We start from the raw sequence: 25420 nt of genomic DNA, 5'->3' as shown, positions 1-25420 counted from the left end.
AAGGATGTGCTTCCCCCCCCCACTGTGTATGAGCCATTCGACATAATTCCAAAAAATTTCCCAAGAAATTTTTAATTCAAAGAGGATTGCTATGAATTATGTCGAAAGTATAGTTTAGCCAACATTCGATTTCATATTTCAGAACAAAAATGTAAGATAACTTTTCGGAATATTGGAACTTTTTATCAGGGGGAGTTTCAATGAAAAAAACTACATCTGCACTATTAAGTATGGCGCTTGTCTTTTCTAGTTTTGGAGCTTTAAGCGCGCATGCTGAATCGCTGCAAAAGGAGAAGCAATTTAGTCCACAGTTAAAAGCTAATATTGAGCAATGGGGAGAAAACAAAATCGCGCAAAATGTTGAAACAAAAACATCAAAAGAAATTTCAGTCATTGTAGAATTGCAACATGCTCCGCTCGCTTCACAAAGTAACATTCAGCATGCTCCAGATTTAAAAAATGGAAATGTGCAATCATACCATGCACAACTAAAAAAGGCGCAAGAGGATACAACAAAGAAAATTAAAGAAAAAGCACCAAAAGCAAAGATAAAAGAAACGTATAGCACGTTATTTTCTGGATTCTCTATTTCTATCCCAGGAGATCAAGTTGCTGCTTTAGCTTCTTTACCCGAAGTAAAAGCTGTTTATCCGAACTTAACATATAAATTGCATGAAACAGCAAAAAGCGCAACTAAAGAAGAAGCGCCAAATATCGGCGGACCGACAATCGGTGCACCTGAAGCATGGAATTTAAAAGATCCATCTGGCAAACCGCTTGATGGAAAAGGTATGAAAGTCGCTATTATTGATTCTGGCGTAGACTATACACACCCCGACTTACAAGCAAACTATATCGGTGGATACGATACAGTCGATGAGGATAACGATCCGATGGATGGTAACGTACACGGTACTCATGTAGCTGGTATTATTGCTGGTAACGGAAAAATTAAAGGCGTTGCTCCGAATGCTTCTATACTCGCTTACCGTGTCATGAACGATGGTGGAACTGGTACGACCGATGATATTATTCAAGGTATTGAGCGCGCTATTCAAGATGGTGCTGACGTTTTAAATTTATCTCTCGGTCAAGATTTGAATGTCCCTGATCAACCTGTAACAATGACGTTAGAACGCGCAGCAAAACTTGGTGTTACTGCAGTTGTTTCAAATGGAAATGATGGACCAAAACCTTGGTCTGTTGATGCTCCTGGTAACGCAAGTAGTGTCATCTCTGTTGGCGCATCGACTGTTTCTATTCCATTCCCAACATTCCAAGTAGCTGGTTCTAATAAATCTTACCAAGGATTACCGTTATCAAAAGCAGATTTCCAAGTAGGAAACGATGCTCAGCTTGTCTATGTTGGCTACGGTAATTCAAGTGATTACGCTAAACAAGATGTGAAAGGGAAGTTCGCCCTTGTTTTACAAGGAACTTCGAGCACGTTAGTAAAGGCAGAACAAGCGAAACAAGCTGGAGCTATCGGAGTGCTACTAATTTCTAATGAAAAAGAAATTAATATTATGCCTGAATATTTTGGCCGTGAAGAGATAGCTCTTCCAGTTATGCAACTATCAAGTACAAATGGCGAAGAATTGAAAAATTTAATTACAAAAAGAAAGAAAAATATAAAGATTGGACAACCGAACAAAACAGAACTTATTGGTAACTTCAGCTCAAGAGGACCATCACAAGGAAGTTGGCTCATAAAACCTGATGTTGTTGCACCTGGCGTACAAATTACTAGTACGGTACCAAGGGGTGGCTATGAATCTCACAACGGAACAAGTATGGCTGCGCCACAAGTAGCAGGAGCTGTTGCCTTACTACGTCAAATGCATCCTGATTGGACGACAGAACAATTGAAATCTGCTCTTGCCAACACTGCAAAAACATTAAAAGATGTCAATGAAAATACATATCCTGTTATGGCACAAGGATCAGGTTTAATTAACATTCCGAAAGCAGCTCAAACGGATGCGTTAGTAAAACCGAACAATGTAAGTTTCGGTCTTATTAAACCGAATAGCGGCAAAGTGAAACTAACACAAAATATTACGTTACAAAATCTTTCTAACAAAAAGAAAAACTTTTCAACTCGTATTGAATTACTAGATACAAAAACAAAAATCCAAACTTCTTTCCCTTCTTCTATTAGTATGAAACCGAATAGTAATATTGAAAAACCTTTTACTATTACTGTAGATAGCTCCTTACCGCAAGGCGTATATACAGGGAATCTGTATGTAAAAGAGCAAGGGAAAACTGAAGAAATGCGTATTCCATTTACATTTAGTATCGATCCGAAAGAATACAAGCGTATTGATGGCCTTGAAATCGTTAATTCTACTTTCAGTCCAAATAATGACAAAATATTAGATGACAACCTAATCAATTACTATTTAGTTACACCAGTTGAAGATATAGCGTTTCATGCCAATTTAATCACGAAAGACCGTGTGACATATCAAGGTACGGTATATCAAGGTAAAAACGAAACACCAGGTTATAAATCTTTCAAATGGAATGGTACAAAAACTGATGGATCTCCTCTACCTGATGGCTTATACCAAATCGAAGCTGTCGCTTCTACCTCGGGTGGAGAAACAAAGCAAACAGGAGCTGTATTTATCGACCGAACAGCCCCTAAGTTAACACACGAAATTGATCAAGAAAATCTTGTTATTAGAGGGAAAGTTAACGATATCCTACTAGATTGGATGACAGAATCTGGTTGGGTTGCACCTGGTATTCCAGTGAGAATGCAATATGAAATTAACGGCAATGGTGTGTGGGAAAGTGCGTTCCTGAATCCTTGGGAGAAAAGTTACGACATTTATTTCGATCGTAACCAATTACAAGAAGGAAAAAATACTATTCATATTGTAGCAACTGATGCAGCTGGAAATACATCTAATTTAAATGTTGATTTAGAAGTGAAATAAAGTGAAACTTTAATCAGCCCTCACTAATCGGACGTTTACGGACAGTAAAGCTTCCATCTAACTTCTTTGCTCCGGCCGAATTTTGAGGTAGGAGTTTTACTGCCCACAAATAGCGAGATAAAATTATTGTTGACAATCTTTAAAAAATAGTTTTATAATACGAAACATAGTTTAGTTGAACGAATTATATATCGGCTTTGAAGGAATACTAGTAGCGACTTATATCCCTGTCTCAGAGAACTGATGGTTGGTGCGAATCAGTACATATACAAGCGTGAATTACAATTCTGGAGCTTCTTTCCCGTAGTGCACATAATGCATGAAGAGAAAGACGGATCTTTCCGTTATCTTAAAGTGAGTGGTAAACAATTTTTCTGTTTACAATTAGGGTGGTACCGCGATTTTTATCGTCCCTATCGGATTTTCCGATAGGGGCTTTTTTGCGTCCTTCCCTTTTGCACAATTTCATATATACGCGTTGAAAGAATCGCAGTAATATCTTATATCCCTGTTACAGAGAGCTAATGGTCGGTGGAAATTAGCACATATATAAATATGAATTACAATTCTGGAGCTTCTTTTTCGTAGTGCTTGTACGCATGAAGGAAAAGACGGAGTTTTTCCGTTATCATTAATTGAGATGTAAGTATTTTTTCACTTACAAATAGGGTGGTACCGCGATTCTTTCGCCCCTATCGGAAAATCCGATAGGGGCTTTTTCTATTTCTCACAGAAACAAATGTTAAATAATTCCGAATCTTATGATAAAATTTTATAAGCGCTTACAATTTTGAAAGGTGGTGGTTTCAGCTATACCCAACCAATATTCAATTTTATAGAAAACAAGGAGGATGTCTAAATGACAAAGAAAACAGAAATTCCATCGCATTTAAAACCATTCGTATCCACGCAGCATTATGATCAATATACACCGGTGAATCACGCTGTTTGGCGTTACATTATGAGACAAAATCATAGTTTCTTAAAAGACGTTGCTCATCCAGCCTATGTGAACGGACTACAATCATCTGGTATAAATATAGATGCAATTCCAAAGGTAGAAGAAATGAATGACTGTTTAGCACCAAGCGGATGGGGAGCTGTAACAATTGATGGACTTATTCCCGGCGTAGCATTCTTTGATTTCCAAGGACACGGATTACTACCAATCGCAACAGATATTCGCAAAGTAGAAAATATCGAGTATACACCAGCTCCAGATATCGTACACGAAGCAGCAGGACACGCACCTATTTTACTGGATCCTACATATGCGAAGTATGTGAAACGCTTTGGACAAATTGGTGCGAAAGCTTTCTCCACAAAAGAAGAACATGATGCTTTTGAAGCTGTTCGTACATTAACAATCGTAAAAGAAAGCCCTACTTCTACTCCTGACGAAGTTGCCGCTGCTGAAAATACTGTAATTGAAAAACAAAAATTAGTTTCTGGTTTATCAGAAGCTGAACAAATTTCACGTCTTTTCTGGTGGACAGTAGAATATGGGTTAATCGGAAATATAGATGCTCCAAAAATATATGGTGCTGGTCTCCTTTCTTCTGTTGGCGAAAGCAAACATTGCTTAACGGACGCTGTAGAAAAGGTTCCATTCTCTATCGAGGCATGTACAGGTACAACTTATGACGTAACAAAAATGCAACCACAACTATTTGTTTGTGAATCATTTGAAGAGCTGACTGAAGCACTTGAGACATTTGCTGAAACGATGGCCTTTAAAACAGGTGGAAAGGAAGGTTTAGAAAAAGCGATTCGCTCTGAAAACTATGCAACTGCTGAACTAACTAGTGGATTACAGATTACAGGTACATTCAGCGAGACAATTGAAAACGATGCAGGTAAAGTGATTTACATGCGAACAAATTCACCAACTGCATTAGCAATTCATAATAAACAACTAGCGAATCATTCTACATCTATACACAGTGACGGCTTTGGAACACCAATTGGATTACTCACTGAAAATATTGCATTAGAAAATTGTACAGATGAACAACTACAATCATTAGGAATTACAATTGGAAATATTGCTGAGTTTACTTTTGCAAGTGGTATTCATGTAAAAGGAAAAGTAACAGATATTATAAAAAACGATAAGAAAATTGCTCTTATTTCCTTTATCGATTGCACAGTTACTTATAACGCCCGCGTATTATTTGATGCTTCATGGGGCGCATTTGATATGGCTGTTGGCTCACAAATCATTTCAGTATTCCCAGGAGCAGCAGATGCAGCATCATTTTTCCCAATTGATGAAGAAACAGAGGAAACTCCAGCACCTCTTGCATTAACTGAGCTGGATCGTATGTATCAAACAGTTCGTGATATTCGAGGTGGAGGTATTTTACACGACGCACATGTCGATCAATTAGTAGCAATTCAAGAGGTATTAAATAAATTTTATCTGAAAGAATGGCTGCTTCGCCTTGAAATATTAGAATTACTTTTAGAGCATAACAAAGGACACGAAACATCAGCAGCATTATTACAACAACTTTCTACTTTCACAACTGACGAAGCTGTAACACGCCTTATTAACAATGGTCTTGCACTACTGCATGTAAAGGATGTGAAAAATGATGCTACGATTAACTGAAGAAGAAGTTCAAGGGGAATTATTAAAGGTGGATAAATGGATGATAAAAGATGAAAAATGGATTGAACGAAAATATATGTTTTCCGACTACTTAAAAGGAGTCGAATTTGTCTCTGAAGCCGCCAAACTATCAGAAGAACGTAATCACCATCCATTTATCCTTATCCAGTATAAAGCAGTCATTATTACTTTGTCATCTTGGAATGCAAAAGGTTTAACGAAACTAGATTTTGAGCTTGCAAAGCAGTTTAATGAACTATTTTTACAAAACGAAAAAGCAATTATAAGAAAGTAAAAAAAGAGAAGCCTTTTTTAGGCTTCTCCTTTAATTTTGAAATGGATACAATGTCCAAATGGATCTTGGGCTTGTAATATTCCATCTTTGTACGTAGCAATCTTGCCAATATTTTTTAAGCTTTCACATACTTGCTCTTTTTGTTTTTCATCTGCTAGTACAATTGTGAAATATTTCAAGCCAACAGAATTTGGCATTTGCGGCGGTATTCCTTCACCTTGCCACGTATTTAAACCGATATGGTGATGATAGCCACCTGCCGATACGAACAACGCGCCATTACGAGCTGGGATTGTTACTTCAAAACCAAGACCATCCACATAGAAACGTTTCGCTTCTTCCAAATCAGCTACATGGAAATGAATATGCCCCATCACAGTACCAGCTGGAAAACCATTCCACGCAATTCCTTGCTGCAATAATTCTTCACCAGCTAACGGGTTACTAACAAATGGTAGTTCTCCATTCTCATCACGCCAAACTTCTTTTTGGCGATCATGATAAATTTCAATCCCGTTTCCATCTGGATCAGCTAAATAGAGGGCCTCACTAAAGTAATGGTCGGCTCCACCGTGCAGTGGATATACCATTTCTACAAGATGACGAAGAATATTCGCTAAATCCTGTCTACGTGGTAGTAAAATTGCGTAATGATATAACCCCGTTCTCCCTCTTTGCTTTGGTAAAGCTTCTTTCTTTTCTTCAATGATAAGGAGTGGTTCGTTATTTTCATTCCCAAATGTAACGACCATTTCATCTTCTTTTAGTACTTTCATACTTAGTACTTCTGTATAAAACTCTAGTGATTTCTTTATATTTGATACATATAAATGAACAACATCAAGTGTTGTATCGGGATGAAGTTGAAAACTCATCTTGTTAGCCCCCCATTTAATTTAGTTCTTCTTTGACATTTTCTCTTTTAAGAAATTATCTACAAAACCGTCTGCTTTCGCAACAAATAAGTACGCACCCATTGCTAACAATGCAAGTTCTAATTCGAAGCCAGGATTTTTTCCATCCCCTAATAAACCAGCTGACCATTTTACTTTTACAATTGCTCCAACCATTACAAGTGCAAATAATAATCCAATATATCTTACACCTAAACCTAGAATTAACAATATACCACCAACTACTTCCGCTGTTGCTACACCGTATGCAAGACCTCCTGGTAAACCAATGCTTGTAAACCACCCTGCAATATTGTCAATCCCCGATTGGAATTTTGTTAAACCGTGCATAAAGAATGTTACCCCTAACACGATACGAATAATTAAGTTACCGATATGTTGATTCATTTCATTCTCTCCTTTATAGTTTTCTTATACAAAACTTTTATTTACATTACAAAACATACACTAATTTTTTTTATTCGTCAATTCATTTTCACTGGGAAAAAATATATTTTTTTTGCTATGATACAAATAGTTGTTTACAAAAAGGAGCTTGATTTTATGAATATTGGTTCTGCAATACGTGAAATTCGTCAACGTAGAGGCATAACAATCGCACAAATTTGTGAGGGAACAGGTCTTTCTAAAGGATTTATGAGTCAGGTTGAAAATAATAAAACATCACCATCTATCTCAACTTTAGAAACAATCTCCAATTTTTTAAACGTTCCCCTTCCCTATTTATTATTAGAACAAAAAGATCGGTTGAAAGTTGTCAAAAAGGTAGAGCGTAAATACAGTGTATACGGAAAAGATGAACAAAGAATTGAACATGTTGCAGAGCAAGGTGGCCTCCGCCTAAACCTCGTGGAAATTCCTGCTGGGTTTCCGAAAGAAAATATACCAAATGCCCATGAAGGGGAAGAATGTCACCTTGTATTACGCGGAAAACTAGAAGTTCAACATGGAGAAGATATTGCAATAGTAGAAGAAGGTGATTCTTTCTCCTGGAATGCATGTGTTCCTCATATCGTTCGTAATATAGGGGAAGAAACTGCATTATTACTCATCTCTAGTCATGCAGAAAATCGAAAACGTGTTTATTAAATAAAAAAGAAGCCTGTAAATCAGGCTTCTTTTTTATCCCCTTATAACGCCATAACTTGTCCCAACTAGTACAGTCTTTTCATGTTGATTGCGATAAACTGACTCGATTGAAACCTTTTTATATCCTTCCATCTGTTCAATATTTGTTAAAGTTAATTCACAAGTGATCGTATCTCCTGTAAAAACCGGTCTAATAAACTCACTTACTAATTCTCTTGCTATGTAATGTAATTCTTCTCCTACTTTCGTTCCAATACTAGCAGTTAATAAACCATGAACCATTAAACGTCCTTTTTCATCATATTCCATATGATGCCTACCTTTATCTCCTGTAATATTTGCAAATTCAAAAACCTCTTCCTCAGTAAATCTTCTTTCGTATTTAAATACATCCCCAACTTTTACATTCATTTTTATCCCCCGTTTAATAAACAGAATTTTCTTTTATTTTATCATAAAATGAGTCTCAGTTCAGTTTATATTATTAAATAGCATCCTTTTTCTACACTATCTTACTTTTATCGGTGCCCATCTTTTTTTGCTACTTGATACCCGTAGTACGCACATGTTCCATTTCTCGATAATTCTCTCACCTCAAAACCACAACTTCTATAAAAATCAAAATTACTCGCAGATGTATGTGCAAACCAGTCTCCATGTGGCAACTTTTGCAAACAAAGAGCGACAAGTTTCTTACCTAATCCCTTCCCTCTATATTCACATTTCACAACTAAATTTACTATGTTCGCGATCATGATTCCATCAGAAATGACTCTAACCATCGCAATCATCTCTTCTTCATCCCAAATTGTGAATGCCCATGTTGAATTTTCAAATGCTATCGTGAATTTTTCAATTTGCCAAGAAGGGATATCATCATTACTCCAACCAGCATCTTCGAATAAAGTTTTAATTGCATATGCTGGCACACCATTCGTTCCCTCACGAATAATAAGGCCATTATGATAAATATACATGTAATCCCCCCTTTATTTTTATATACCATTCTTCAAAAGATGCAATTTACCTTTTTTCATCCAACGCGTTTAATGGAATAAACAAGAACGTCCATCCCATGAAATGAAGTTGTTTTCTCATAACTAAGCCCTGTTTTTCTAGCAACAAAGATTGAGGCGGGGTGATCCGGATTAATAAGAGAAATTAATTTATTCATTCGTAACGCTTGGAAACCATAGTCTCGAAATGCTGCCGCTGCTTCTTTCGCATACCCTTTTCCCCAATACTGAGGTAATAACCAATAACCAATTTCAATTTCTTCTTTTCCATCTATCTGCTGCTTTACTAACCCTGCATGACCAATTCGTATTCCCGTTTCCTTTTCAATCAATACAAATAAACCAAGACCGTTTTTATAGCTAGGAATCACCCACTCCTCCAAACTTTTTTTACATTGCATATATGTTTTTAACGTCCCATTTCCAATATAGCGCATTACCTTCTCATTTCCCCATAGCGAAGCATAGAACTGCAAATCATCCATTGTATATTTGCGAATTTGTAAACGATCTGTATGAAACATCTCTGCACTCCTTCCCACGAATTTGTACTTAACTACACGATCATGTTTTGTATGTATACTAAAATGTTACTATCTATTATAAATGAACCAAGAATAAAATACAGAATATTCAATCCCTTAAGAATCTAAAAAAGGCAGTAGACAAATATTGTCTACTGCATCCATATCATAACTAGCATAAAGAAAACTACAATTGAGGGGGGGGTAGGATTTTCAAATATACTAGATACTTATCCCGTTCTAACGGGCGGTAAACTTTTCAATTATATGAAAGTGAAAAGTTTACCGCACATAAGAACCTTTGCGGTCATTAAGAGATCACCGTTAAGTACTCAAATACACGCTGTGCTTGTTCTCCACCCATTCGTGCATGTTGAAGAAGGGAAATACCATGTGGACCCGATGCACGCAATGCCTCTGGTTGTGCTACTAAAATAGCTTGTACAACTTCTAATTCTCCAAACATCGCGGCCGCGAAAATGTCCATTCGAGCACCCTTTTCTAGTAAATAGAGAGCAATATCTTTACGACCTACATGTGCCGCCGCTCCTAACGCACTTTCCCAATCTGATCCGCCCCAATTGTAAGAGGCATGAAGTAAGCTTGGCGATTCAGCCAACAGTTCTTGTACTTTTTCTAAATCTCCGTGAGCTGCCATAACAAATTCTCTTACTAACTCAGTGGTAATACATTCTTCTGTTCGCATCTTGCTCCTCCTTTTTTAGAAATTCGTTTTGGTGTGAAAAATGGCTTGTCACCTCCTTGAAAAATATCTACCTCTATGCCGAACACACGTTGAAACATTTCATGACATAACACTTCTTCTGGTATACCGTCATACTGAAGCTGCCCTCGCTTTAATACGAGTAAACGATCACTATATTGAGCCGCTTGGTTAATATCATGTAAAACCATTACAATTGTCATGCCAAACTCCTCGTTTAACCGTTTCACAAGTTCCATTACTTCCAACTGATGAACAATATCTAAAAAGGTTGTTGGCTCATCTAATAATAAGACATTTGTACGTTGTGCTAGCGTCATTGCAATCCAGGCACGTTGTCTTTCTCCTCCTGATAAAGATTGCAAAAGGCGATATTCGTACCCTTCAAGATTTGTAACAGACAATGCCCAATCAACAATTTTTTCATCGTCTTTATTTAAGCGACCTCTCCATGATTTATGAGGTCCTCTTCCAAATTCGATTAATTCTTTCACTGTTAAATCTAATTGATGATCATGCATTTGTGGTAACATCGCTAATTGCTTCGCTACATCGGCACTTTTCATCGTATGAATACTTTTTCCATCTAAAATGATATCCCCTTCGCTTTGTTTAAGTAGTCTTGCCATTAAACGAAGCAAAGTAGATTTCCCCGATCCATTTGGCCCAATTAAACTAACGACCTCTCCAGCTTTAATATGTACATTCATATTTTGCATTTGAAACCTTTCAGAATGTGCATAAAACACTTTGTTAACGGAAATCACTCTGTTTCCCTCCTCTATAAATTAAATATAAGAAGAACGGACCGCCTAAGAAGGATAATAAAATACCAACAGGCAATTCAATTGGATCGAACCAACTTCGAGCTATCGCATCCGCGAAAACAAGTAATATACCTCCGCCAAGGCATGATAATGGCAGTAAATATTTATAGTCATTTCCAACTAATAAACGTAACATATGTGGTACAACAAGACCGACAAATCCAATAAGACCAGAAACACTAACTGCAATTCCAGCTAATAGTGTACTTACTACTATTAAATAAAACCGGCTTTTCTCCACGTTATGACCTAATAATTTCGCCATTTCATCTCCAAGCATTAATACTCGAATATGTTTTATACCAAAGAAGGCTAATATAATAGCGAATATTGCATAATAAATAATCATGTTTAAATGTGCCCAACTTACACCACCAATGCCACCTGCTAACCAGGGTAACACCGATTGTACTTTGTCACTATGTAATAACATTAACGCTGACGTCGCTGCACCAATTAATGCATTGATTGATACACCTACTAAGACAATCCTTGAAGGCGGCGCCCCTTTTTGCCATGATAAAGCATAAATGACCATCGCCGTTATGAAAGCTCCTATAAACGCCCCGAGCGGTAAAAATGCCATATGCTGAGGGAATAAAATCATAATTACAATTGCTACAAGGCCTGCTCCAGATGAAACCCCGATAATACCAGGGTCTGCAAGAGGATTTCTCATAACCCCTTGCAGCAGTGCACCAGATGCTGCTAAACATGTTCCTACTATAAATCCAACGAGCACTCTCGGTATACGAAGGTCCCATACAATTCGATGAACCGTCGAACCTTCATCTTGTATCCCTGTTAGAATTTCTCGTAAAGAAAAGGATAGGCTTCCTGCGAAAAGACCGTAAAAAAGACCTAGAATCGTTAATACAACTAAAGTAACTGCTATTATCCATCTTTTTTTCGCAAAAGGATGTTCCTTTTCCCTTACTACTTCACTACTTTCCATACGTATCATTTCCTTACATCTTGTATACTTTTATACATAAAGTCCATTGCTTCTGTAACTTTTGTTCCAGGATTTGATCCAAATAAGTCTGGTGGCAAAATAACTACACGATTTTGTTTTACTGCATCTAAATTTTTCCACGCTTCATTTTTCATCATTTCGCCTTCAAATGCTTTTTTAACGCTATTTGGATCTCCATGTGTAATTAAATAAATCACATCTGGATTTGCCTCAATAATACGTTCTACACTTAGCTGCGCATATTGCGGATATTCCTTCATTTCCGGAAAATCAGCTGCAATATTTTTTCCGCCTGTTTTTTCTAAAATATTACCTGATAAAGATGTTGGTAATGCTGCTAAATAAGTACCTGGTGCTCCGTATACTAACAGTGCTTTCACATCACTCTTTTTCTCATATGTCTTCATTTGATCATTAATTTTTTGATTAAGTTCTTTTGCTTTATCTTCTTTCTTCATTATCGTTCCATATAGTTCAATATTCTTTTGAATATCTTGTACAGAATTCGCAGAAGAAATCATTACTTTCGTTCCTTGCCCTTCAACCGTTGGAACATTCTTTTGAAACCCATTGTTAGCAATAAGTACATCCGGTTTTAAACTAGCGATTTGCTCAAAATTCGGTTGATGTGCATTCCCGATTACTTGTACTTTCTTTACATCCTCTGGAAGAGTTATTTTTGCATCCGGACGACCTACTATTTTTCCGCCCAAAGCATGAATAATATTCATGTCCCCCATACTTAATGTTGCAAAACTCTCTGGCACTTTATCGAATGTTACCTTTCTTCCTGATAGGTCGGTAACTTCGATTTTCTCTTTTCCTTTTTCTGTTTTTGTTGCAGATGCTTTTTCGTCTCCCTTTGCATTGCAACCTATTAACAAGAAAAAAATAGATAAAATCGCTGTGAATAGCGTAATAGATTTTTTCATTCTTCCACCTCTAACTGATAATGATAATCATTAACTACTACTCTACTTTAATTGATAAGGATTATCATTGTCAATATAAACCGCATACATTTTTTACAAAAACAAAAAGCACTACAAAAAGATTCATTCTTTTCGTAGTGCTCTATTTCATAATATTACTCACATTCGTTTCCCTCTAACTGTTCTCGCATCACTTTCACACGATGAAAGAAAAAGAATGATAAACTTAAAAATATAACGGTACTCCCCATCATAACAAAAGATTGTATTGCTTCTTTTGCTCCATTCGGAATCAATAATCCAACCATTAACAATGTACTTACAGCGAGAAGGATTTGTCCGAACCGAGTATAATCTTCTATTTTTCCTTGTAATTCTTTCATTATATTCTCACTCCTCTATTTCACTGTATCATATTCTATTAAACTTAAAGACCAGTAAATACAGCCATTCTGGGAGATGTTTTCCAAATGAAAAAGAGCCGCTTTATTGCGACTCTTTCATACCCATTACTCCCCTTTATATGCTTCCATATAAATTTCTTTCAACTCTGAAATAAGAGGTAATTTCGGATTAGCTGTTGTACATTGATCTTCAAAAGCTCTTTCTGCTAATAATCCAACAACCTCTTCAAATTGGTCTTTAGCAACTCCTTGTCCTGCAATACTCATATTTATATTTAAGCTTTTTCCAAGCTCAATAATTGCTTGGACGAGGGATTCCACACCTTCTGCTGTCGAGCCTGCTGGAAGCCCGAGCATTCTCGCAATATGTGCATAGCGTTCATCAGCCACAAAGTGCTCATATTTTGGGAACAATGCGTGTTTTCTTGGCTTAATAGCATTATAGCGAACTACGTGCGGCATAAGAATTGCATTCGCACGCCCATGCGGAATATGAAATTCCGGTCCAATTTTATGTGCTAAGCTGTGATTAATACCTAAGAAAGCATTTGCAAATGCCATCCCTGCGATTGCAGAAGCATTATGCATTTTTTCTCGTGCTTCTTCGTCATTTCCATCTTTAAATGCTCTTGGTAAATATTTAAATACGAGATCAATGGCCTTTAATGCTAATCCATCTGTATAGTCATTTGCTAGAACAGACACATACGCCTCGATTGCATGCGTTAATACGTCCATACCAGTGTCTGCTGTTACATGTGGTGGTACTGTCATTACAAACTGTGGATCAACAATTGCTACATCTGGTGTTAATTCATAATCCGCGAGCGGATACTTTATATTATTTTTCTTATCTGTAATAACCGCAAATGGTGTTACTTCTGATCCTGTTCCTGATGTTGTTGGAATAGCAACAAACTGCACCTTACTTCCTAATTCTGGATATTTACATGTACGTTTTCTTATATCTAAAAACTTCTGTTTAATTCCATAGAATGTTGTTTCTGGTTGCTCATAGAAAAGCCACATCCCTTTCGCTGCATCCATAGCTGAACCACCACCAAGTGCGATAATTACATCTGGCTTAAAACTTCTCATCATTTCCGCACCTTTAAACACAGTTTCATCTGATGGATCTGGCTCGACCTCAAAGAAAACTTCGACTTTTACATCATTTGCATGTTTACGTAAATAATGCGTAACCGTATCTACATATCCGTGCTCAACCATTCCTGGATCCGTTACAATAAATGCACGTGAAATGTTAGGCATATTTGCTAAATATGCTGTCGCATGTTTTTCAAAATAAATTTTTGGTGGTAATTTGAACCACTGCATATTCTTTTTTCTATTTGCCAACCTTTTTATATTTAATAAATGCGTCGCTGTTACGTTTTGAGAAACTGAGTTTTTCCCATACGAGCCGCAACCGAGCGTAAGTGATGGAATAAATCCATTATATATATCACCGATTCCACCTTGTGATGAAGGAGCGTTTACAATAAGACGGCAAGCTTTCATACGTAATCCAAATTGTTTTTGTACTTCTTTATTTGTAGAATGAATGACTGCTGAATGTCCTAAACCACCAAGGTCTAACATGTCTTCGCAATATGTAAGTCCCTCTTCTAGTGAATTTGCTTTTACACAAGCTAATACTGGACTCAGTTTCTCACGAGATAGTGGATATGCTCCTCCGATACCTTGTATTTCAGCTACAAGCATTTTTGTATTTTCAGGCACAGTAATTCCAACTAATGCGGCAATGTACTGTGCTGATTTCCCTACAATATCACTATTTACTGCACATGTATTTTCATTAATAACAAGCTTTTCTAATTTTCTTCTCTCTTCTTCTGTTACAAAGTAACAATTGTTTGCAATCATTTCTTTTTTCACATCATCATAAATTTCCTTGTCTACAATGATTGCTTGTTCTGATGCACAAATCATACCGTTATCAAATGTTTTTGATAAAATTAAATCATTAACAGCTCGTTTTATATGCGCTGATTTCTCTATATAGCATGGTACATTACCAGGACCTACACCTAGCGCTGGTTTTCCAGTAGAATAAGCTGATTTCACCATACCTGCTCCTCCAGTTGCCAAAACAAGCGCAACACCTTCATGGTTCATTAATTGTTTCGTTGCTTCGACAGAAGGTCTTTCAATCCACTGAATACAATGTTTTGGTGCCCCGGCCTTCACCGCTGCATCATATACTGTTTTCGCCGCTGCAATGGAACAGTTTTGTGCTGAAGGATGAAATGCGAAAATAATTGGATTTCTCGTTTTCATCGCGATTAATGCTTTAAACATTGTTGTCGACGTTGGATTCGTTACTGGCGTTACCCCAGCTACTACACCGACAGGTTCCGCAATTTCTATTATTTCTTCATGAGGATCTTCGTGAATAATCCCTACTGTTTTATCTTTTTTTATGCTATGCCAAATATATTCAGTAGCAAAAATATTTTTAATACATTTATCTTCATATACACCACGACCTGTTTCTTCAACAGCCAACTTCGCAAGCGGCATATGTTGATCAACACCTGCTAATGCCATTTCATGAACAATGTTGTCAATTTGCTCTTGTGTAAAACTTTCTAATGCTTGTAAAGCCTTTCGACCGTTATTCACTAACGTATCAATCATCTCTTTTACTTCCTGCATTTCATTTACAACTTTCTCTTTGACTACCATGTAAATTCCTCCTATTCTGCTATCATGGACTAAATAAGACCCTATAGGTCATAATGAGTCCCGATTAGCGCAAAAAAAATAGAGTTGCTTTCCTACATGAACCTCATTGTTTGTGAAATATTTCACAAGTTTGTTCGTGAGTAACACTTCATGAACTTAATATACATGAAATGATTTCATTTGTGTATGTCTATTTTGTGAAGTTTTTCACAAAAAGATGTAATAAAAATGCACTGCCTATATGAGCAGTGCATTTTTACTATGCTAACGCTTGTGCTAGATCTTCAATTAAATCTTCACCGTCTTCAATACCGACAGAAATACGAATTAATGTATCTGTAATTCCTAGCTCTTTACGACGATCTGCTGGGATTGATGCATGTGTCATTTGAGATGGGATAGAAATTAAACTTTCTACTGCCCCTAAACTTTCAGCAAGTGTAAAGTATTGTAAGTTCTCTAGTACTTTATTTAATGTTTCTTCACTATCTACATCAAATGAGATAATAGCACCAAATCCATTTGCTTGTTCTGTCGCTAGTTCATGGTTTTGATGTGATGCAAGACCTGGGTAATATACTTTATTTACTTTTGGATGGTTATTTAAAAACTCAGCAATTGCACGTGAATTCGTTTCATGCTCTTCCATTCGAATTCCTAATGTTTTTAAACCACGAAGTAGTAAGAAGCTATCTTGTGGGCCAAGAATGCCTCCTGTTGAGTTTTGTACAAAGTGAAGGTCTTCTGCTAATTGCGGGCTATTTACAACTACTAGGCCTGCAACTACGTCACTATGACCTCCTAAATATTTCGTTGCACTATGAAGTACAATGTCTGCTCCTAAAGTAATCGGCGACTGCCAATATGGCGTCATGAATGTGTTATCGATAATTGTTAATAAATCTTTCTCTTTAGCAAGAGTAGATATTTTCTTAATATCAGTAATTTTCAGTAATGGGTTCGTTGGTGTTTCCACATAAATCGCTTTCGTATTTGGACGAATCGCTTCTACAACTTCCTCTAGGTTTGTTGTATCTACAAATGTATGCTCAATGCCGAAGCGATTTAATACTTTCGTGATAACGCGGTACGTTCCACCATACACATCATCTGTTAAAATAACGTGGTCACCTTTTGAGAACAACATAATTGTAGCTGTAATAGCAGCCATTCCTGAACCAAATGCAAAACCAGCATGACCGTTTTCTAATACTGCAATCATTTCTTCTAAAGCTGCACGTGTTGGGTTGCCTGTACGTGAATATTCATATCCTTGATGCTTACCAACTGCTTCTTGTTTGTACGTACTTGTTTGATAAATCGGTACATTTACAGATCCAGTTGAAGGTTCTCCTATGCGAATACCATGAATTAACTTTGTCTTTGCTCTCATTTTTTATTCCCATCCTTTGTATATGTCTTTACTTAAATAACGCTCACTACTATCAGGAAAAATCGTTACAATATTTGTACCTGGCGCCGCTTTCTCTGCTTCAAGTAAACTTGCATGAAATGCTGCTCCGGAAGAGCTCCCAACGAGCAGTCCTTCTTTTTGCGCTAATTCCTTCACTCGTAAAAATGCATTTCGATCAGAAATTGTATGAATTTCATCAAAATAAGATGTTTTCAAAAATGGCGGGATAAATTCAAGGCCAATCCCTTCTGTTTCATGCGAACCAGCTTTACCACCATTTAAAATAGATCCTTCTGGTTCGACAATAACCGTTTTTATATCTATATTTTTTTCTTTCAAATAAGATGCAGTCCCCATGAATGTACCACCAGTTCCTGCTCCTGCAACAAATATGTTAATCTCTCCGTTCAGTGCATCCCACAGTTCAGGACCTAGTGTTTTGAAATAAGCACGCGGGTTTGCTTCATTCGCAAACTGACTTGGAGAGTATGAATTCGGTATTTCATTTACTAATTCTTTTGCTTTTGCAATTGCGCCGGTCATTCCTTGCTCAGTCGGTGTATGCACGACCGTTGCGCCTAGTGCTTTCATTAATTCTTGTTTTTCAATACTAAATTTCTCTGGTACACAAACAATAACGCGTAAATCATGTTGTAACGCTGCAAGTGCCAGTCCAATACCAGTATTTCCAGCAGTTGGTTCAATAATTGTTCCACCCTGGGTAACAAGCCCTTTTTCTAGCGCATCTTCGATTAATTCTCTTCCTAAACGGTCCTTAACGCTTCCACCTGGGTTATAAAATTCAAGCTTTGCAAATAAACGGACCCCTTCTGGAAGTGAAAAACGAGTAATTTCTACAATTGGTGTATGACCAATCAACTCATGAACTCCACGATATACATTCATCGTGTTCTCCCCCTTATTTGCCAATAAAGAAAAGGCAACTGTATGTATTTTCTTTATATGAGACAGTTGTCTTTTTGTTACATTACTTTAACTCTTCTAGTACTTTTACGATAAAGTTTGTAGAATGAAGAGCTGCTTGATCTAAAAATTGATCAAATGAAACATTTGATTCTTTACCTGCAATATCAGAAAGCGCACGAATAATAACAAACGGAACTTCATATTGGTGGCATACTTGTGCAACAGCTGCTGCTTCCATTTCTACTGCATAAAGGTCTTCAAATTTATCACGAATTGCTGCAACGCGGTTCGGATCACTCATAAATGAATCACCTGTTGCAATCATACCTTTTACAACTTGAATATTTTCTTCTGCCTGCATACATTTCTCAGCTAATGTAACTAATGCTTCATCAGCCTTGAATCCAGGAGGCATTCCTGGTACTTGACCATACTCATAGTTAAATGCTGTTACATCTACGTCATGATGACGAACTTCTGTTGAAATAACTACATCTCCAACGTTTAGAGAATGATGGAAGCCACCAGCTGAACCAGTATTAATTACTTTTTCAGGCTTATATCTTTCTAATAAAATTGTCGTTGACATCGCTGCATTTACTTTACCAATACCAGACTTTAACAAGATTACTTCGTGTCCTGCTAATTGTCCTTTCGTAAATTCACAACCCGCAACCGTTTCTGTTTCTGCTTGTTCTAATTTGTCACGTAAAATACGTACTTCTTCTTCCATTGCTCCAATTACAGCAATTCTCAATCTAATCCCTCTTTCTATTGCTTAGTTGCCTCCATTACCCAAACGAAATGATTTAATCTCGTAAACGTTACATGGAAGCCATTGTTTTCAAAAATAGACTGCATGACTGGAATACGTGTATAGTATTCCGTTTGCAAATCGTTTGCTAACTGATGGAAACCTCTTTGTTTTGCTGTTTCAACAGTTTTATCATATGCATCTTGATCTGCAAATATCGTATCAGCAAACACTATTTTACCACCTTTGTTTAGCAATTGACTATACTTCGCAATCGCTACATTTTTTTCATCATCTGTTAAATGATGAAATGCGTAGGTGCTTACTATGGTATCAATTGAATTTGGGACTTCAAACGAAAGAAAATCACCTTCTGTAATGGACAATTCTTTTGGCAATTTCTCTTTTGCAATCATGCGCATTTCACGTGACGGTTCTATACCGTAAACTGTGCGTCCAGCAAACAATAATTTATTTGTTAAATTGCCAGTACCAACACCAAATTCTAATACATTACCAAATGACTTGTTAACTACATCCTCTAGAATGTCCTCATAATGGGCGAAAACTTCTTTATATTGTATATCTTCGCCTTGTACAAATGAGTCGTACGTATGAGCCCACTCATCAAATAAACCATTAAATTCTGTACCCATAAAAATTCCCCTTTTTCTTATCGGTTTTATCAGTATAATATGCCCTCTTTCTAAAAATGTCAATTGAAATGTACATGGTATTTCCTTCTTTTCTTTGTTACACTATAGTTGATTACATAGGAGAGGGGTCGTCTTCGTGTCATTTACCTTTGAAATGTTAGAAGATAAAGTAGAGTTTTTCGAAGCAGGAGACTTAGCTTCTTTGGAACGAAAAATTAGTGAACAAATCGATAATAATAAAGCACTTATGCTTGAAGTTCATCACATCTCGCATCAAATGGTTATGGATCCCGAAAGCAAAAGGCCATATTATAGCGCGGTTGTTCATTTTAAATTAAAGAAATTGCGTTAACAAAAAAGAGAAGCTCCTAAGGAGCCTCTCTTTTTTAGTTTAGAGTTTGAACAAGTACTGGTTTCCAGCCCTCATTCTCTACCCAATCAATATTTACATAATATTTTTTACCTGATTGTTTATCTTGTACGTTACCGTAAGCTTTATTTTTACCGTTATTTCCGATTCGATGAATAACTAATTGCTCTACTGGAACGTCAATTGCAGCTGAAATTGCTTGGTTCATCTCATTCCAATCTGCTGTACCTTTTTTAAACGTCATCGCAGGTGTTGCACCTTGCTCTGTACCTACTGGCTTCCAAGAAGACTTCGTATAAGCGTCAGTTGCCTTTGGCTGTGTTTTTTCAGCTGGTACTTTCTCGTTAGCTTTCGCTTCTTCTTCAGCTTTTTTCTGTTCTTCTTCAGCCTTTTGCTTCTCTTCTTCCTTATTCTTAGCCTCTGCCTTATCTTGCTCGTTCTTCTTCGTCTCTTCTTTGCCTTTAGCTTTCTCAGACTTATTCTCTTTTGTTGTTTGCTGAGCTACTTTTTTATCACTAGAAGACGCTTGTTCTTTTCTTTCAGGAACAAACAATTGATATGATACAATAGCTACTAATATTAATACAATTGCAATTGCAATATTTAAAACACCGTTTTGACGACGTTTTTGTTGTTTCTGTTGGAATCTAGATCCTCCTGCCATTCTTCAAACCTCCATGCAGTTTTTCATACTTGCTATTGTAACATTAAATCTAGAAAGGTTGAACATTTACAATAATATTTTCACGAAATGAAAACATTTCACTATGAATTGCAAGATTACTTTTCATTCTCTAATCGATAGATTGATTCTACGATAGCTTTGAAAATAGGTGTAACTTTATTTACATTGCTATTCGTTTCTATATCCACGACAACTAAAGCATATCTTGGATTTTCATATGGAAAATAACCTGCAAACCAACGATTCACTTTCATCCCTTTTCCTGTTTGCGCTGTCCCAGATTTTCCGGCAACACTTAGTGGTAACGACCTGAATGCTGCTCCTGTTCCTTTCTCCGTTGTTACAACACCCCTTAATAACTCTTGTAATGTTTTCACCGTTTCATAGGAAAGCTGTTTTCCACCTAATGTATGGTCTTCAAATGTATAGAAGTCCGTTCCATTTTTATACATTATTTTTTCCACAGCTTTCACTTCCATCTTTTCTCCACCTCTAGCAATCGTCGCCATCATATTTGCAATCGCTAGAGGTGACATACGTACATCTTTTTGTCCAATTGCTGTTTGCGCTACCGCCTTTTTACTATTCTTATTTCCTTCACTACCCCAAATCGTAACCCTCTTCTCCTCTGGCATTTGCTCAAAATGAGTTGTATGAAATACAGAACCTTTCCATCCAACCTTACTAGCGGCTCCTAACGCTGCTACGTAAGTTTCTAACACCATCTTATCCTTTTGTATTAGCTCATTACCTAACTCTGAAAATGTCCTGTTACAGCTTCTAGCAAAGCTCTCTTTAAAACTAAGTGTACCCATCATAACTTGTGGGTGGTCTTCACCATATAAATCTTGATTACAATTAAATGTACGATTAAACACATTTTCATTTTGATCAATCACTGCCGCTGCAACTATTGTTTTAAAAACAGAACCGGGAAAATGTGGTGTCAACATTTGATTTTCAAGTGTAGTTGTATATAAACGCTCATCCTTCACCTGCACAGATGGTTTACTGACCATCGCTAAAATTTCATTTGTCTTTACATCAAGTAATACTAATCCCCCCTTCTTTATTTCGCTTGCTTCAACCACTTCTTCTGCTTTTTGCTGTAACCTGTTATGTAAAGTTGTTTGAATCGTCACTGGATAAAACGGATTTCCAGGCGCAGTATATTTCGCTTGTTTTCCAAAAATCGGTTCCCCTTGTCGGTCCACTTGATACAATACTTTTGCCTCTCCATCGGTCAAAAGAAATTCATCAAATGATTGCTGCAATCCTGAAATACCAATTGGCGTTTGCCTTGAAATTTTTCTTACTTCTCCGTATCGTTTTTGAAATTCTCGTTCATTCTCCCCCACATCGCCAATTAAATGATTCACCCTGCCAGTTTGCCGTAAACGAACTTCAGCTGCTACAATACCTAATACATTTAATTGATTTACCTTCTCCATCTGCTCTCGTGCCAAGCGAAATGGACCATTTCCCCTTTGCATGATAAATGCACTTTTCTTGTCTTTCATTTGACTTTCAATCTCTTGTCTCGACACACCAATGATATGCGCAATTTTCTCTAACATGTCATTTTTTATTTGTAGAAATGGAAAAACAATTAAAACAGGATACTTTTTCTCACCTATTCCCTTACCGTTCCGATCTATAAAATGGCCTCGTCCATCATCTACCGTAATGGACTGCGTCCGTTGTGTAACACTTTTTTCAATTAAATTTATCTTACGATCTGTAAATGATTCTGTATCTATAATTTGTATTTGAATTAAACGACAAAGTAAAATAAACATGATACATATAAAAAAAATTAAAACAATTGTAATTCTCCGTTTTATTTTCATAAAAAAACACCTCGTCTATTATAGTTTGGACGGAGTGTTTCATCTTTTATACAAATAAAAAAATCACTCGCTTTTACACGAGTGATTTTTTATTATTTTACAGAGATAATCTCTACTTGCATTTCTCCACCTGGAGTTTGGATTGCTACCTTCTCACCAATTTGCTTACCTAATAAGCTTTTTGCAATTGGAGAATCGTTAGAAATTCTTCCTTCAAATGGATCTGCTTCTGCGCTACCTACGATTGTGTAAGATTCTTCATCTCCACCTGGTAACTCTTTAAATGTTACTGTTTTACCTAATGTAACAACTGTAGACTCTTCGCCGTTATCTGTGATGATAACTGCGTTACGAATCATGTTTTCTAATTGTGTAATACGTCCTTCTACGAACGCTTGCTCATCTTTCGCTGCATCATACTCAGAGTTCTCTGAAAGATCTCCGAAGCTACGTGCAATCTTAATTCGCTCTACAACCTCTTTACGTTTTACCGTTTTTAAATCTTCAAGTTCGTTCTCTAGCTTTTGCTTACCCTCTTGCGTCATAGGGTATGTTTTTTCTGTTGCCATATTTTCCACTCCTTTTATATACCAATCCCCCGAAAAAAAAGAGGAGTTCCATATGAAAACTCCCCCACTTATATGTATAGCGGAGGTTTCTAGCACGCCTGTACTAGCGGAGTTGTCACATACAACCCCGTATTCCCAATTCCTCTTTATATAAAGAAGATATGTATGGAAAGTTGATATAAATATGCCCTCACCTATATATAGATGAGGTTGCATGTTTCATTGTATTCGATAGGAAGGGAAAAAATCCCTTCCTATCGTATATCTTTTACTATGCTATTACAAATTTACTTTTTGTTCAAGAATTGTTGCAATTTTTGTCACCATAATATCAATTGCAACATGGTTTTGTCCACCTTCAGGGATAATAATATCCGCAAATTTCTTAGAAGGCTCAATAAATTGATTGTGCATTGGACGTACAACACTTACGTATTGATCAATAACTGAATCCATCGTACGGCCACGTTCCTTAATATCACGCTGCATGCGGCGTAAAATACGAAGATCTGCATCTGTATCAACGAATAGCTTAATGTCCATTAACTCACAAAGACGTGGGTCTTCTAAAATAAGAATTCCTTCTAAAATGATTACATCTTTCGGCTCAACTGGAATAACTTCTTCTGAACGCGTATGCAATGTATAGTCATATACAGGCTTATCAATTTGCTCATATGCAAGTAACTGCTGCAAATGTTCAATTAACAGATCATTATCAAACGCAAGCGGATGATCATAATTTGTTTTTAAACGCTCTTCCATTGGTAAATGGCTTTGATCTTTGTAATAATAATCTTGCTCTAAGATTAAAATAGAATGACCTTTAAAATGGTCAAAAATCGCTTTCGTTACACTCGTTTTACCTGATCCCGAACCACCAGCAATTCCAATTACAACAGGCTTATTCGTCCCCATTCGACTATCAACTCTTTCTTATTGAAGTATGCTTTTGCGCATCATATTATTCACATACACTGGTTGATCCACTTTGAATTTCACGATTTGCAGCGGATGTCTCGCTGCATCTAATTCGTTTCCATCCTCATCCCAAATTTTCTCCACCGTCTGCGTAAAGTTTTCTATTTCTGGCCCAAAGAACTCCACTTCATGTCCTGGTTTGAAATGATTACGTTGCTCAATCGTTACGATGCCTGTTTCTTCATTATAATCTAACACTAAACCAGCGAAATCATACGTTGTTTTCTTACTATGATTTCCAAACATTTGCTCTTGATGTCCTGGAACCCCTTCAAAGAATGCGGGAGCTGTATCACGATTTGCACATTTATCAAGCTCATCTAACCATTCTTGTTTAAACTCAAAATTATCCGGATCCGCACAATACGCATCAATTACTTTACGGTATACCGTTGCTACAGTTGCTACGTAATGGATTGATTTCATACGTCCTTCAACTTTTAAGCTATCAATTCCAATTTCAATCATTTTGGGAATTGATAAAATTAAATTTAAGTCTTTTGGACTCATTGCAAAGTGAGCATCTTCTTCTTGGAATAGAGGAAGCTCTTTTGCATCTTTATGTTGTGATACTGTTTGAACTAAATCATAGTCCCAACGGCAAGATTGACAACAACCACCACGGTTAGAGTCACGTGCTGTCATATGGTTACTTAACGTACATCTGCCTGAATATGCGATACACATTGCACCATGGACGAACGCTTCAATTTCAATATCCACTTTTTCTTTAATTTCTTTCATTTCTTCATAGCTTGCTTCACGAGCTAATACAAGACGATGTAAACCTTCTTCTTTCCAATACTGTGCTGCTTTCCAGTTGGATAGTGATTGTTGTGTACTTAAATGCACTTCAACAGAAGGCGCTACACGTTTACAAGTCTCAATAATAAGCGGATCAGCAACGATAATTCCCGTTACGCCAGCTTTTTCAATCCCTTTTAAATATTCCTCTAGCCCGTCCATATTTTCATTATGTGCAAAGATATTTGTTGTTACATATATTTTTGCTCCATATTTCTTTGCAAATTCAACACCTTCTGCCATTTCTTCCAGTGTAAAGTTACCTGCATTCGAACGAAGACCAAATTCTTGTCCACCTAAATATACAGCATCTGCCCCATAATGGATAGCTACTTTTAATTTTTCTAAGTTACCCGCAGGGATTAACAGTTCAGGTTTCTTCACAATAACGCGTTTGCCATCGATTACTCGTGAAATTTCTTGTACAGTCATTTCCTA

25 protein-coding genes and 2 other annotated features are annotated in these 25420 nt (G+C 36.8%); of the genes, 5 read left to right on the top strand and 20 right to left on the bottom strand.

Translation table 11 applies throughout. The annotated features are described in order from the left end of the window. The first annotated feature begins 200 nt into the window (after positions 1–200). The 3 genes from ACSG5Z_RS10750 (at position 201) to ACSG5Z_RS10740 (ending at position 5857) form a co-directional block, all read left to right on the top strand. The gene (locus ACSG5Z_RS10750; protein ID WP_435711435.1) at positions 201–2948 is read left to right on the top strand and encodes a S8 family serine peptidase; all 2748 of its coding nucleotides are present in this window, start codon (positions 201–203) and stop codon (positions 2946–2948) included. 188 nt (positions 2949–3136) lie between these two features. After that, positions 3137–3366 (top strand) — a binding site (T-box leader). A 51-nt stretch (positions 3367–3417) separates the two neighbouring features. Then, positions 3418–3645 (top strand) — a binding site (T-box leader). Between the two features lie 162 nt (positions 3646–3807). After that, positions 3808–5562, top strand: a complete 1755-nt coding sequence (locus tag ACSG5Z_RS10745) for an aromatic amino acid hydroxylase (protein ID WP_088064447.1) — start codon at positions 3808–3810, stop codon at positions 5560–5562. Continuing rightward, positions 5543–5857 carry a 4a-hydroxytetrahydrobiopterin dehydratase gene (locus tag ACSG5Z_RS10740; protein ID WP_087985280.1) on the top strand — a complete coding sequence of 105 codons (315 nt, stop codon included), beginning with the start codon at positions 5543–5545 and terminating at the stop codon, positions 5855–5857. The genes ACSG5Z_RS10745 and ACSG5Z_RS10740 overlap by 20 nt, the downstream gene beginning before the upstream one ends. A 17-nt stretch (positions 5858–5874) precedes the next feature. On the opposite strand, the gene ACSG5Z_RS10735 is transcribed toward ACSG5Z_RS10740, so the two are convergent. Together ACSG5Z_RS10735 and ACSG5Z_RS10730 are read right to left on the bottom strand one after the other, a co-directional pair. After that, a complete protein-coding gene (locus ACSG5Z_RS10735; RefSeq protein WP_088064448.1) occupies positions 5875–6732 on the bottom strand; it encodes a VOC family protein in 858 nt (285 codons plus the stop codon). Positions 6733–6753: 21 nt separating this feature from the next. After that, complete coding sequence (locus ACSG5Z_RS10730) at positions 6754–7158, bottom strand: DoxX family protein (protein WP_001071550.1); 405 nt, start codon at positions 7156–7158, stop codon at positions 6754–6756. A gap of 156 nt (positions 7159–7314) precedes the next feature. Here ACSG5Z_RS10730 and ACSG5Z_RS10725 point away from each other — a divergent pair, with 156 nt between their 5' ends. After that, positions 7315–7860 carry a helix-turn-helix domain-containing protein gene (locus ACSG5Z_RS10725; protein WP_001020697.1) on the top strand — a complete coding sequence of 182 codons (546 nt, stop codon included), beginning with the start codon at positions 7315–7317 and terminating at the stop codon, positions 7858–7860. 33 nt (positions 7861–7893) lie between these two features. Here the strand turns inward: ACSG5Z_RS10725 and ACSG5Z_RS10720 are convergent, their stop codons facing one another. The 13 genes from ACSG5Z_RS10720 to ACSG5Z_RS10660 all read right to left on the bottom strand — a co-directional run bounded on the left by ACSG5Z_RS10720 (position 7894) and on the right by ACSG5Z_RS10660 (position 19723). Continuing rightward, positions 7894–8271, bottom strand: coding sequence for a hotdog family protein (locus tag ACSG5Z_RS10720; RefSeq protein ID WP_001101451.1), 378 nt, complete (start codon positions 8269–8271; stop codon positions 7894–7896). Positions 8272–8378: 107 nt separating this feature from the next. Continuing rightward, positions 8379–8837 carry a GNAT family N-acetyltransferase gene (locus tag ACSG5Z_RS10715; protein ID WP_087985282.1) on the bottom strand — a complete coding sequence of 153 codons (459 nt, stop codon included), beginning with the start codon at positions 8835–8837 and terminating at the stop codon, positions 8379–8381. 56 nt (positions 8838–8893) lie between these two features. Next, positions 8894–9400, bottom strand: coding sequence for a GNAT family N-acetyltransferase (locus ACSG5Z_RS10710; RefSeq protein WP_000469127.1), 507 nt, complete (start codon positions 9398–9400; stop codon positions 8894–8896). 310 nt (positions 9401–9710) lie between these two features. After that, entirely contained in the window at positions 9711–10106 is a 396-nt protein-coding gene (locus ACSG5Z_RS10705) for an ankyrin repeat domain-containing protein (RefSeq protein WP_435711434.1), read from the bottom strand. Further along, a complete protein-coding gene (gene fpuC / locus ACSG5Z_RS10700) occupies positions 10073–10891 on the bottom strand; it encodes a petrobactin ABC transporter ATP-binding protein FpuC (protein WP_199695869.1) in 819 nt (272 codons plus the stop codon). The genes ACSG5Z_RS10705 and fpuC overlap by 34 nt, the downstream gene beginning before the upstream one ends. After that, positions 10878–11906: a FecCD family ABC transporter permease gene (locus tag ACSG5Z_RS10695; protein WP_199695871.1), complete on the bottom strand. Its 1029-nt coding sequence runs from the start codon at positions 11904–11906 to the stop codon at positions 10878–10880. Before ACSG5Z_RS10695 ends, fpuC begins: the two co-directional genes overlap by 14 nt. Before the next feature lie 5 nt (positions 11907–11911). Beyond that, positions 11912–12859: an ABC transporter substrate-binding protein gene (locus ACSG5Z_RS10690; protein ID WP_048541454.1), complete on the bottom strand. Its 948-nt coding sequence runs from the start codon at positions 12857–12859 to the stop codon at positions 11912–11914. A 155-nt stretch (positions 12860–13014) separates the two neighbouring features. After that, entirely contained in the window at positions 13015–13242 is a 228-nt protein-coding gene (locus ACSG5Z_RS10685; protein ID WP_330938883.1) for a YrhC family protein, read from the bottom strand. A gap of 126 nt (positions 13243–13368) precedes the next feature. Then, positions 13369–15972 carry a bifunctional acetaldehyde-CoA/alcohol dehydrogenase gene (gene adhE, locus ACSG5Z_RS10680; protein WP_435711433.1) on the bottom strand — a complete coding sequence of 868 codons (2604 nt, stop codon included), beginning with the start codon at positions 15970–15972 and terminating at the stop codon, positions 13369–13371. 259 nt (positions 15973–16231) lie between these two features. Then, positions 16232–17365, bottom strand: a complete 1134-nt coding sequence (locus ACSG5Z_RS10675) for a bifunctional cystathionine gamma-lyase/homocysteine desulfhydrase (protein ID WP_046956311.1) — start codon at positions 17363–17365, stop codon at positions 16232–16234. 3 nt (positions 17366–17368) lie between these two features. Then, positions 17369–18292 (bottom strand): O-acetylserine dependent cystathionine beta-synthase, encoded by a 924-nt coding sequence (locus ACSG5Z_RS10670; RefSeq protein ID WP_097906792.1) that lies wholly within the window; start codon positions 18290–18292, stop codon positions 17369–17371. Positions 18293–18374: 82 nt separating this feature from the next. Further along, positions 18375–19070: a 5'-methylthioadenosine/S-adenosylhomocysteine nucleosidase gene (mtnN, locus tag ACSG5Z_RS10665; RefSeq protein ID WP_048531328.1), complete on the bottom strand. Its 696-nt coding sequence runs from the start codon at positions 19068–19070 to the stop codon at positions 18375–18377. Between the two features lie 14 nt (positions 19071–19084). Beyond that, positions 19085–19723 (bottom strand): class I SAM-dependent DNA methyltransferase, encoded by a 639-nt coding sequence (locus tag ACSG5Z_RS10660; RefSeq protein WP_098133951.1) that lies wholly within the window; start codon positions 19721–19723, stop codon positions 19085–19087. Positions 19724–19859: 136 nt separating this feature from the next. Here ACSG5Z_RS10660 and ACSG5Z_RS10655 point away from each other — a divergent pair, with 136 nt between their 5' ends. Continuing rightward, entirely contained in the window at positions 19860–20075 is a 216-nt protein-coding gene (locus ACSG5Z_RS10655) for a YrzA family protein (protein WP_000010984.1), read from the top strand. A gap of 34 nt (positions 20076–20109) precedes the next feature. Here ACSG5Z_RS10655 and ACSG5Z_RS10650 read toward each other — a convergent pair whose 3' ends face one another. The 5 genes from ACSG5Z_RS10650 to ACSG5Z_RS10630 form a co-directional block, all read right to left on the bottom strand. Then, positions 20110–20757, bottom strand: coding sequence for a YrrS family protein (locus ACSG5Z_RS10650; RefSeq protein WP_060488236.1), 648 nt, complete (start codon positions 20755–20757; stop codon positions 20110–20112). Positions 20758–20873: 116 nt separating this feature from the next. Beyond that, a complete protein-coding gene (locus tag ACSG5Z_RS10645; RefSeq protein WP_088064456.1) occupies positions 20874–22628 on the bottom strand; it encodes a peptidoglycan D,D-transpeptidase FtsI family protein in 1755 nt (584 codons plus the stop codon). 92 nt (positions 22629–22720) lie between these two features. After that, positions 22721–23197, bottom strand: coding sequence for a transcription elongation factor GreA (gene greA, locus ACSG5Z_RS10640; protein ID WP_000179964.1), 477 nt, complete (start codon positions 23195–23197; stop codon positions 22721–22723). 279 nt (positions 23198–23476) lie between these two features. Beyond that, positions 23477–24115: a uridine kinase gene (gene udk, locus ACSG5Z_RS10635; RefSeq protein WP_000537082.1), complete on the bottom strand. Its 639-nt coding sequence runs from the start codon at positions 24113–24115 to the stop codon at positions 23477–23479. 18 nt (positions 24116–24133) lie between these two features. Then, positions 24134–25414, bottom strand: coding sequence for a peptidase U32 family protein (locus tag ACSG5Z_RS10630; protein ID WP_000217969.1), 1281 nt, complete (start codon positions 25412–25414; stop codon positions 24134–24136). Positions 25415–25420: the final 6 nt, after the last annotated feature.

Origin of the sequence: Bacillus pretiosus (assembly GCF_051294775.1) — a bacterium.
GTDB lineage: Bacteria > Bacillota > Bacilli > Bacillales > Bacillaceae_G > Bacillus_A > Bacillus_A wiedmannii.
Note: the sequence above shows the minus strand (reverse complement) of the source record. Positions and strands in the feature narration are given on the sequence as shown.

Excerpts from the sequence above, each read along its gene's own strand:
- ACSG5Z_RS10730 (WP_001071550.1), bottom strand. The coding sequence starts at position 7,158 with ATGAATCAACATATCGGTAACTTAATTATTCGTATCGTGTTAGGGGTA.
- greA (WP_000179964.1), bottom strand. The coding sequence starts at position 23,197 with ATGGCAACAGAAAAAACATACCCTATGACGCAAGAGGGTAAGCAAAAG.
- udk (WP_000537082.1), bottom strand. The coding sequence starts at position 24,115 with ATGGGGACGAATAAGCCTGTTGTAATTGGAATTGCTGGTGGTTCGGGA.
- ACSG5Z_RS10740 (WP_087985280.1), top strand. The coding sequence starts at position 5,543 with ATGATGCTACGATTAACTGAAGAAGAAGTTCAAGGGGAATTATTAAAG.
- ACSG5Z_RS10645 (WP_088064456.1), bottom strand. The coding sequence starts at position 22,628 with ATGAAAATAAAACGGAGAATTACAATTGTTTTAATTTTTTTTATATGT.
- ACSG5Z_RS10710 (WP_000469127.1), bottom strand. The coding sequence starts at position 9,400 with ATGTTTCATACAGATCGTTTACAAATTCGCAAATATACAATGGATGAT.
- ACSG5Z_RS10650 (WP_060488236.1), bottom strand. The coding sequence starts at position 20,757 with ATGGCAGGAGGATCTAGATTCCAACAGAAACAACAAAAACGTCGTCAA.
- ACSG5Z_RS10745 (WP_088064447.1), top strand. The coding sequence starts at position 3,808 with ATGACAAAGAAAACAGAAATTCCATCGCATTTAAAACCATTCGTATCC.
- ACSG5Z_RS10685 (WP_330938883.1), bottom strand. The coding sequence starts at position 13,242 with ATGAAAGAATTACAAGGAAAAATAGAAGATTATACTCGGTTCGGACAA.
- ACSG5Z_RS10750 (WP_435711435.1), top strand. The coding sequence starts at position 201 with ATGAAAAAAACTACATCTGCACTATTAAGTATGGCGCTTGTCTTTTCT.
- ACSG5Z_RS10705 (WP_435711434.1), bottom strand. The coding sequence starts at position 10,106 with ATGCGAACAGAAGAATGTATTACCACTGAGTTAGTAAGAGAATTTGTT.
- ACSG5Z_RS10670 (WP_097906792.1), bottom strand. The coding sequence starts at position 18,292 with ATGAATGTATATCGTGGAGTTCATGAGTTGATTGGTCATACACCAATT.
- ACSG5Z_RS10675 (WP_046956311.1), bottom strand. The coding sequence starts at position 17,365 with ATGAGAGCAAAGACAAAGTTAATTCATGGTATTCGCATAGGAGAACCT.
- ACSG5Z_RS10660 (WP_098133951.1), bottom strand. The coding sequence starts at position 19,723 with ATGGGTACAGAATTTAATGGTTTATTTGATGAGTGGGCTCATACGTAC.
- ACSG5Z_RS10735 (WP_088064448.1), bottom strand. The coding sequence starts at position 6,732 with ATGAGTTTTCAACTTCATCCCGATACAACACTTGATGTTGTTCATTTA.
- ACSG5Z_RS10695 (WP_199695871.1), bottom strand. The coding sequence starts at position 11,906 with ATGGAAAGTAGTGAAGTAGTAAGGGAAAAGGAACATCCTTTTGCGAAA.
- ACSG5Z_RS10715 (WP_087985282.1), bottom strand. The coding sequence starts at position 8,837 with ATGTATATTTATCATAATGGCCTTATTATTCGTGAGGGAACGAATGGT.
- ACSG5Z_RS10725 (WP_001020697.1), top strand. The coding sequence starts at position 7,315 with ATGAATATTGGTTCTGCAATACGTGAAATTCGTCAACGTAGAGGCATA.
- adhE (WP_435711433.1), bottom strand. The coding sequence starts at position 15,972 with ATGGTAGTCAAAGAGAAAGTTGTAAATGAAATGCAGGAAGTAAAAGAG.
- ACSG5Z_RS10630 (WP_000217969.1), bottom strand. The coding sequence starts at position 25,414 with ATGACTGTACAAGAAATTTCACGAGTAATCGATGGCAAACGCGTTATT.
- ACSG5Z_RS10720 (WP_001101451.1), bottom strand. The coding sequence starts at position 8,271 with ATGAATGTAAAAGTTGGGGATGTATTTAAATACGAAAGAAGATTTACT.
- ACSG5Z_RS10690 (WP_048541454.1), bottom strand. The coding sequence starts at position 12,859 with ATGAAAAAATCTATTACGCTATTCACAGCGATTTTATCTATTTTTTTC.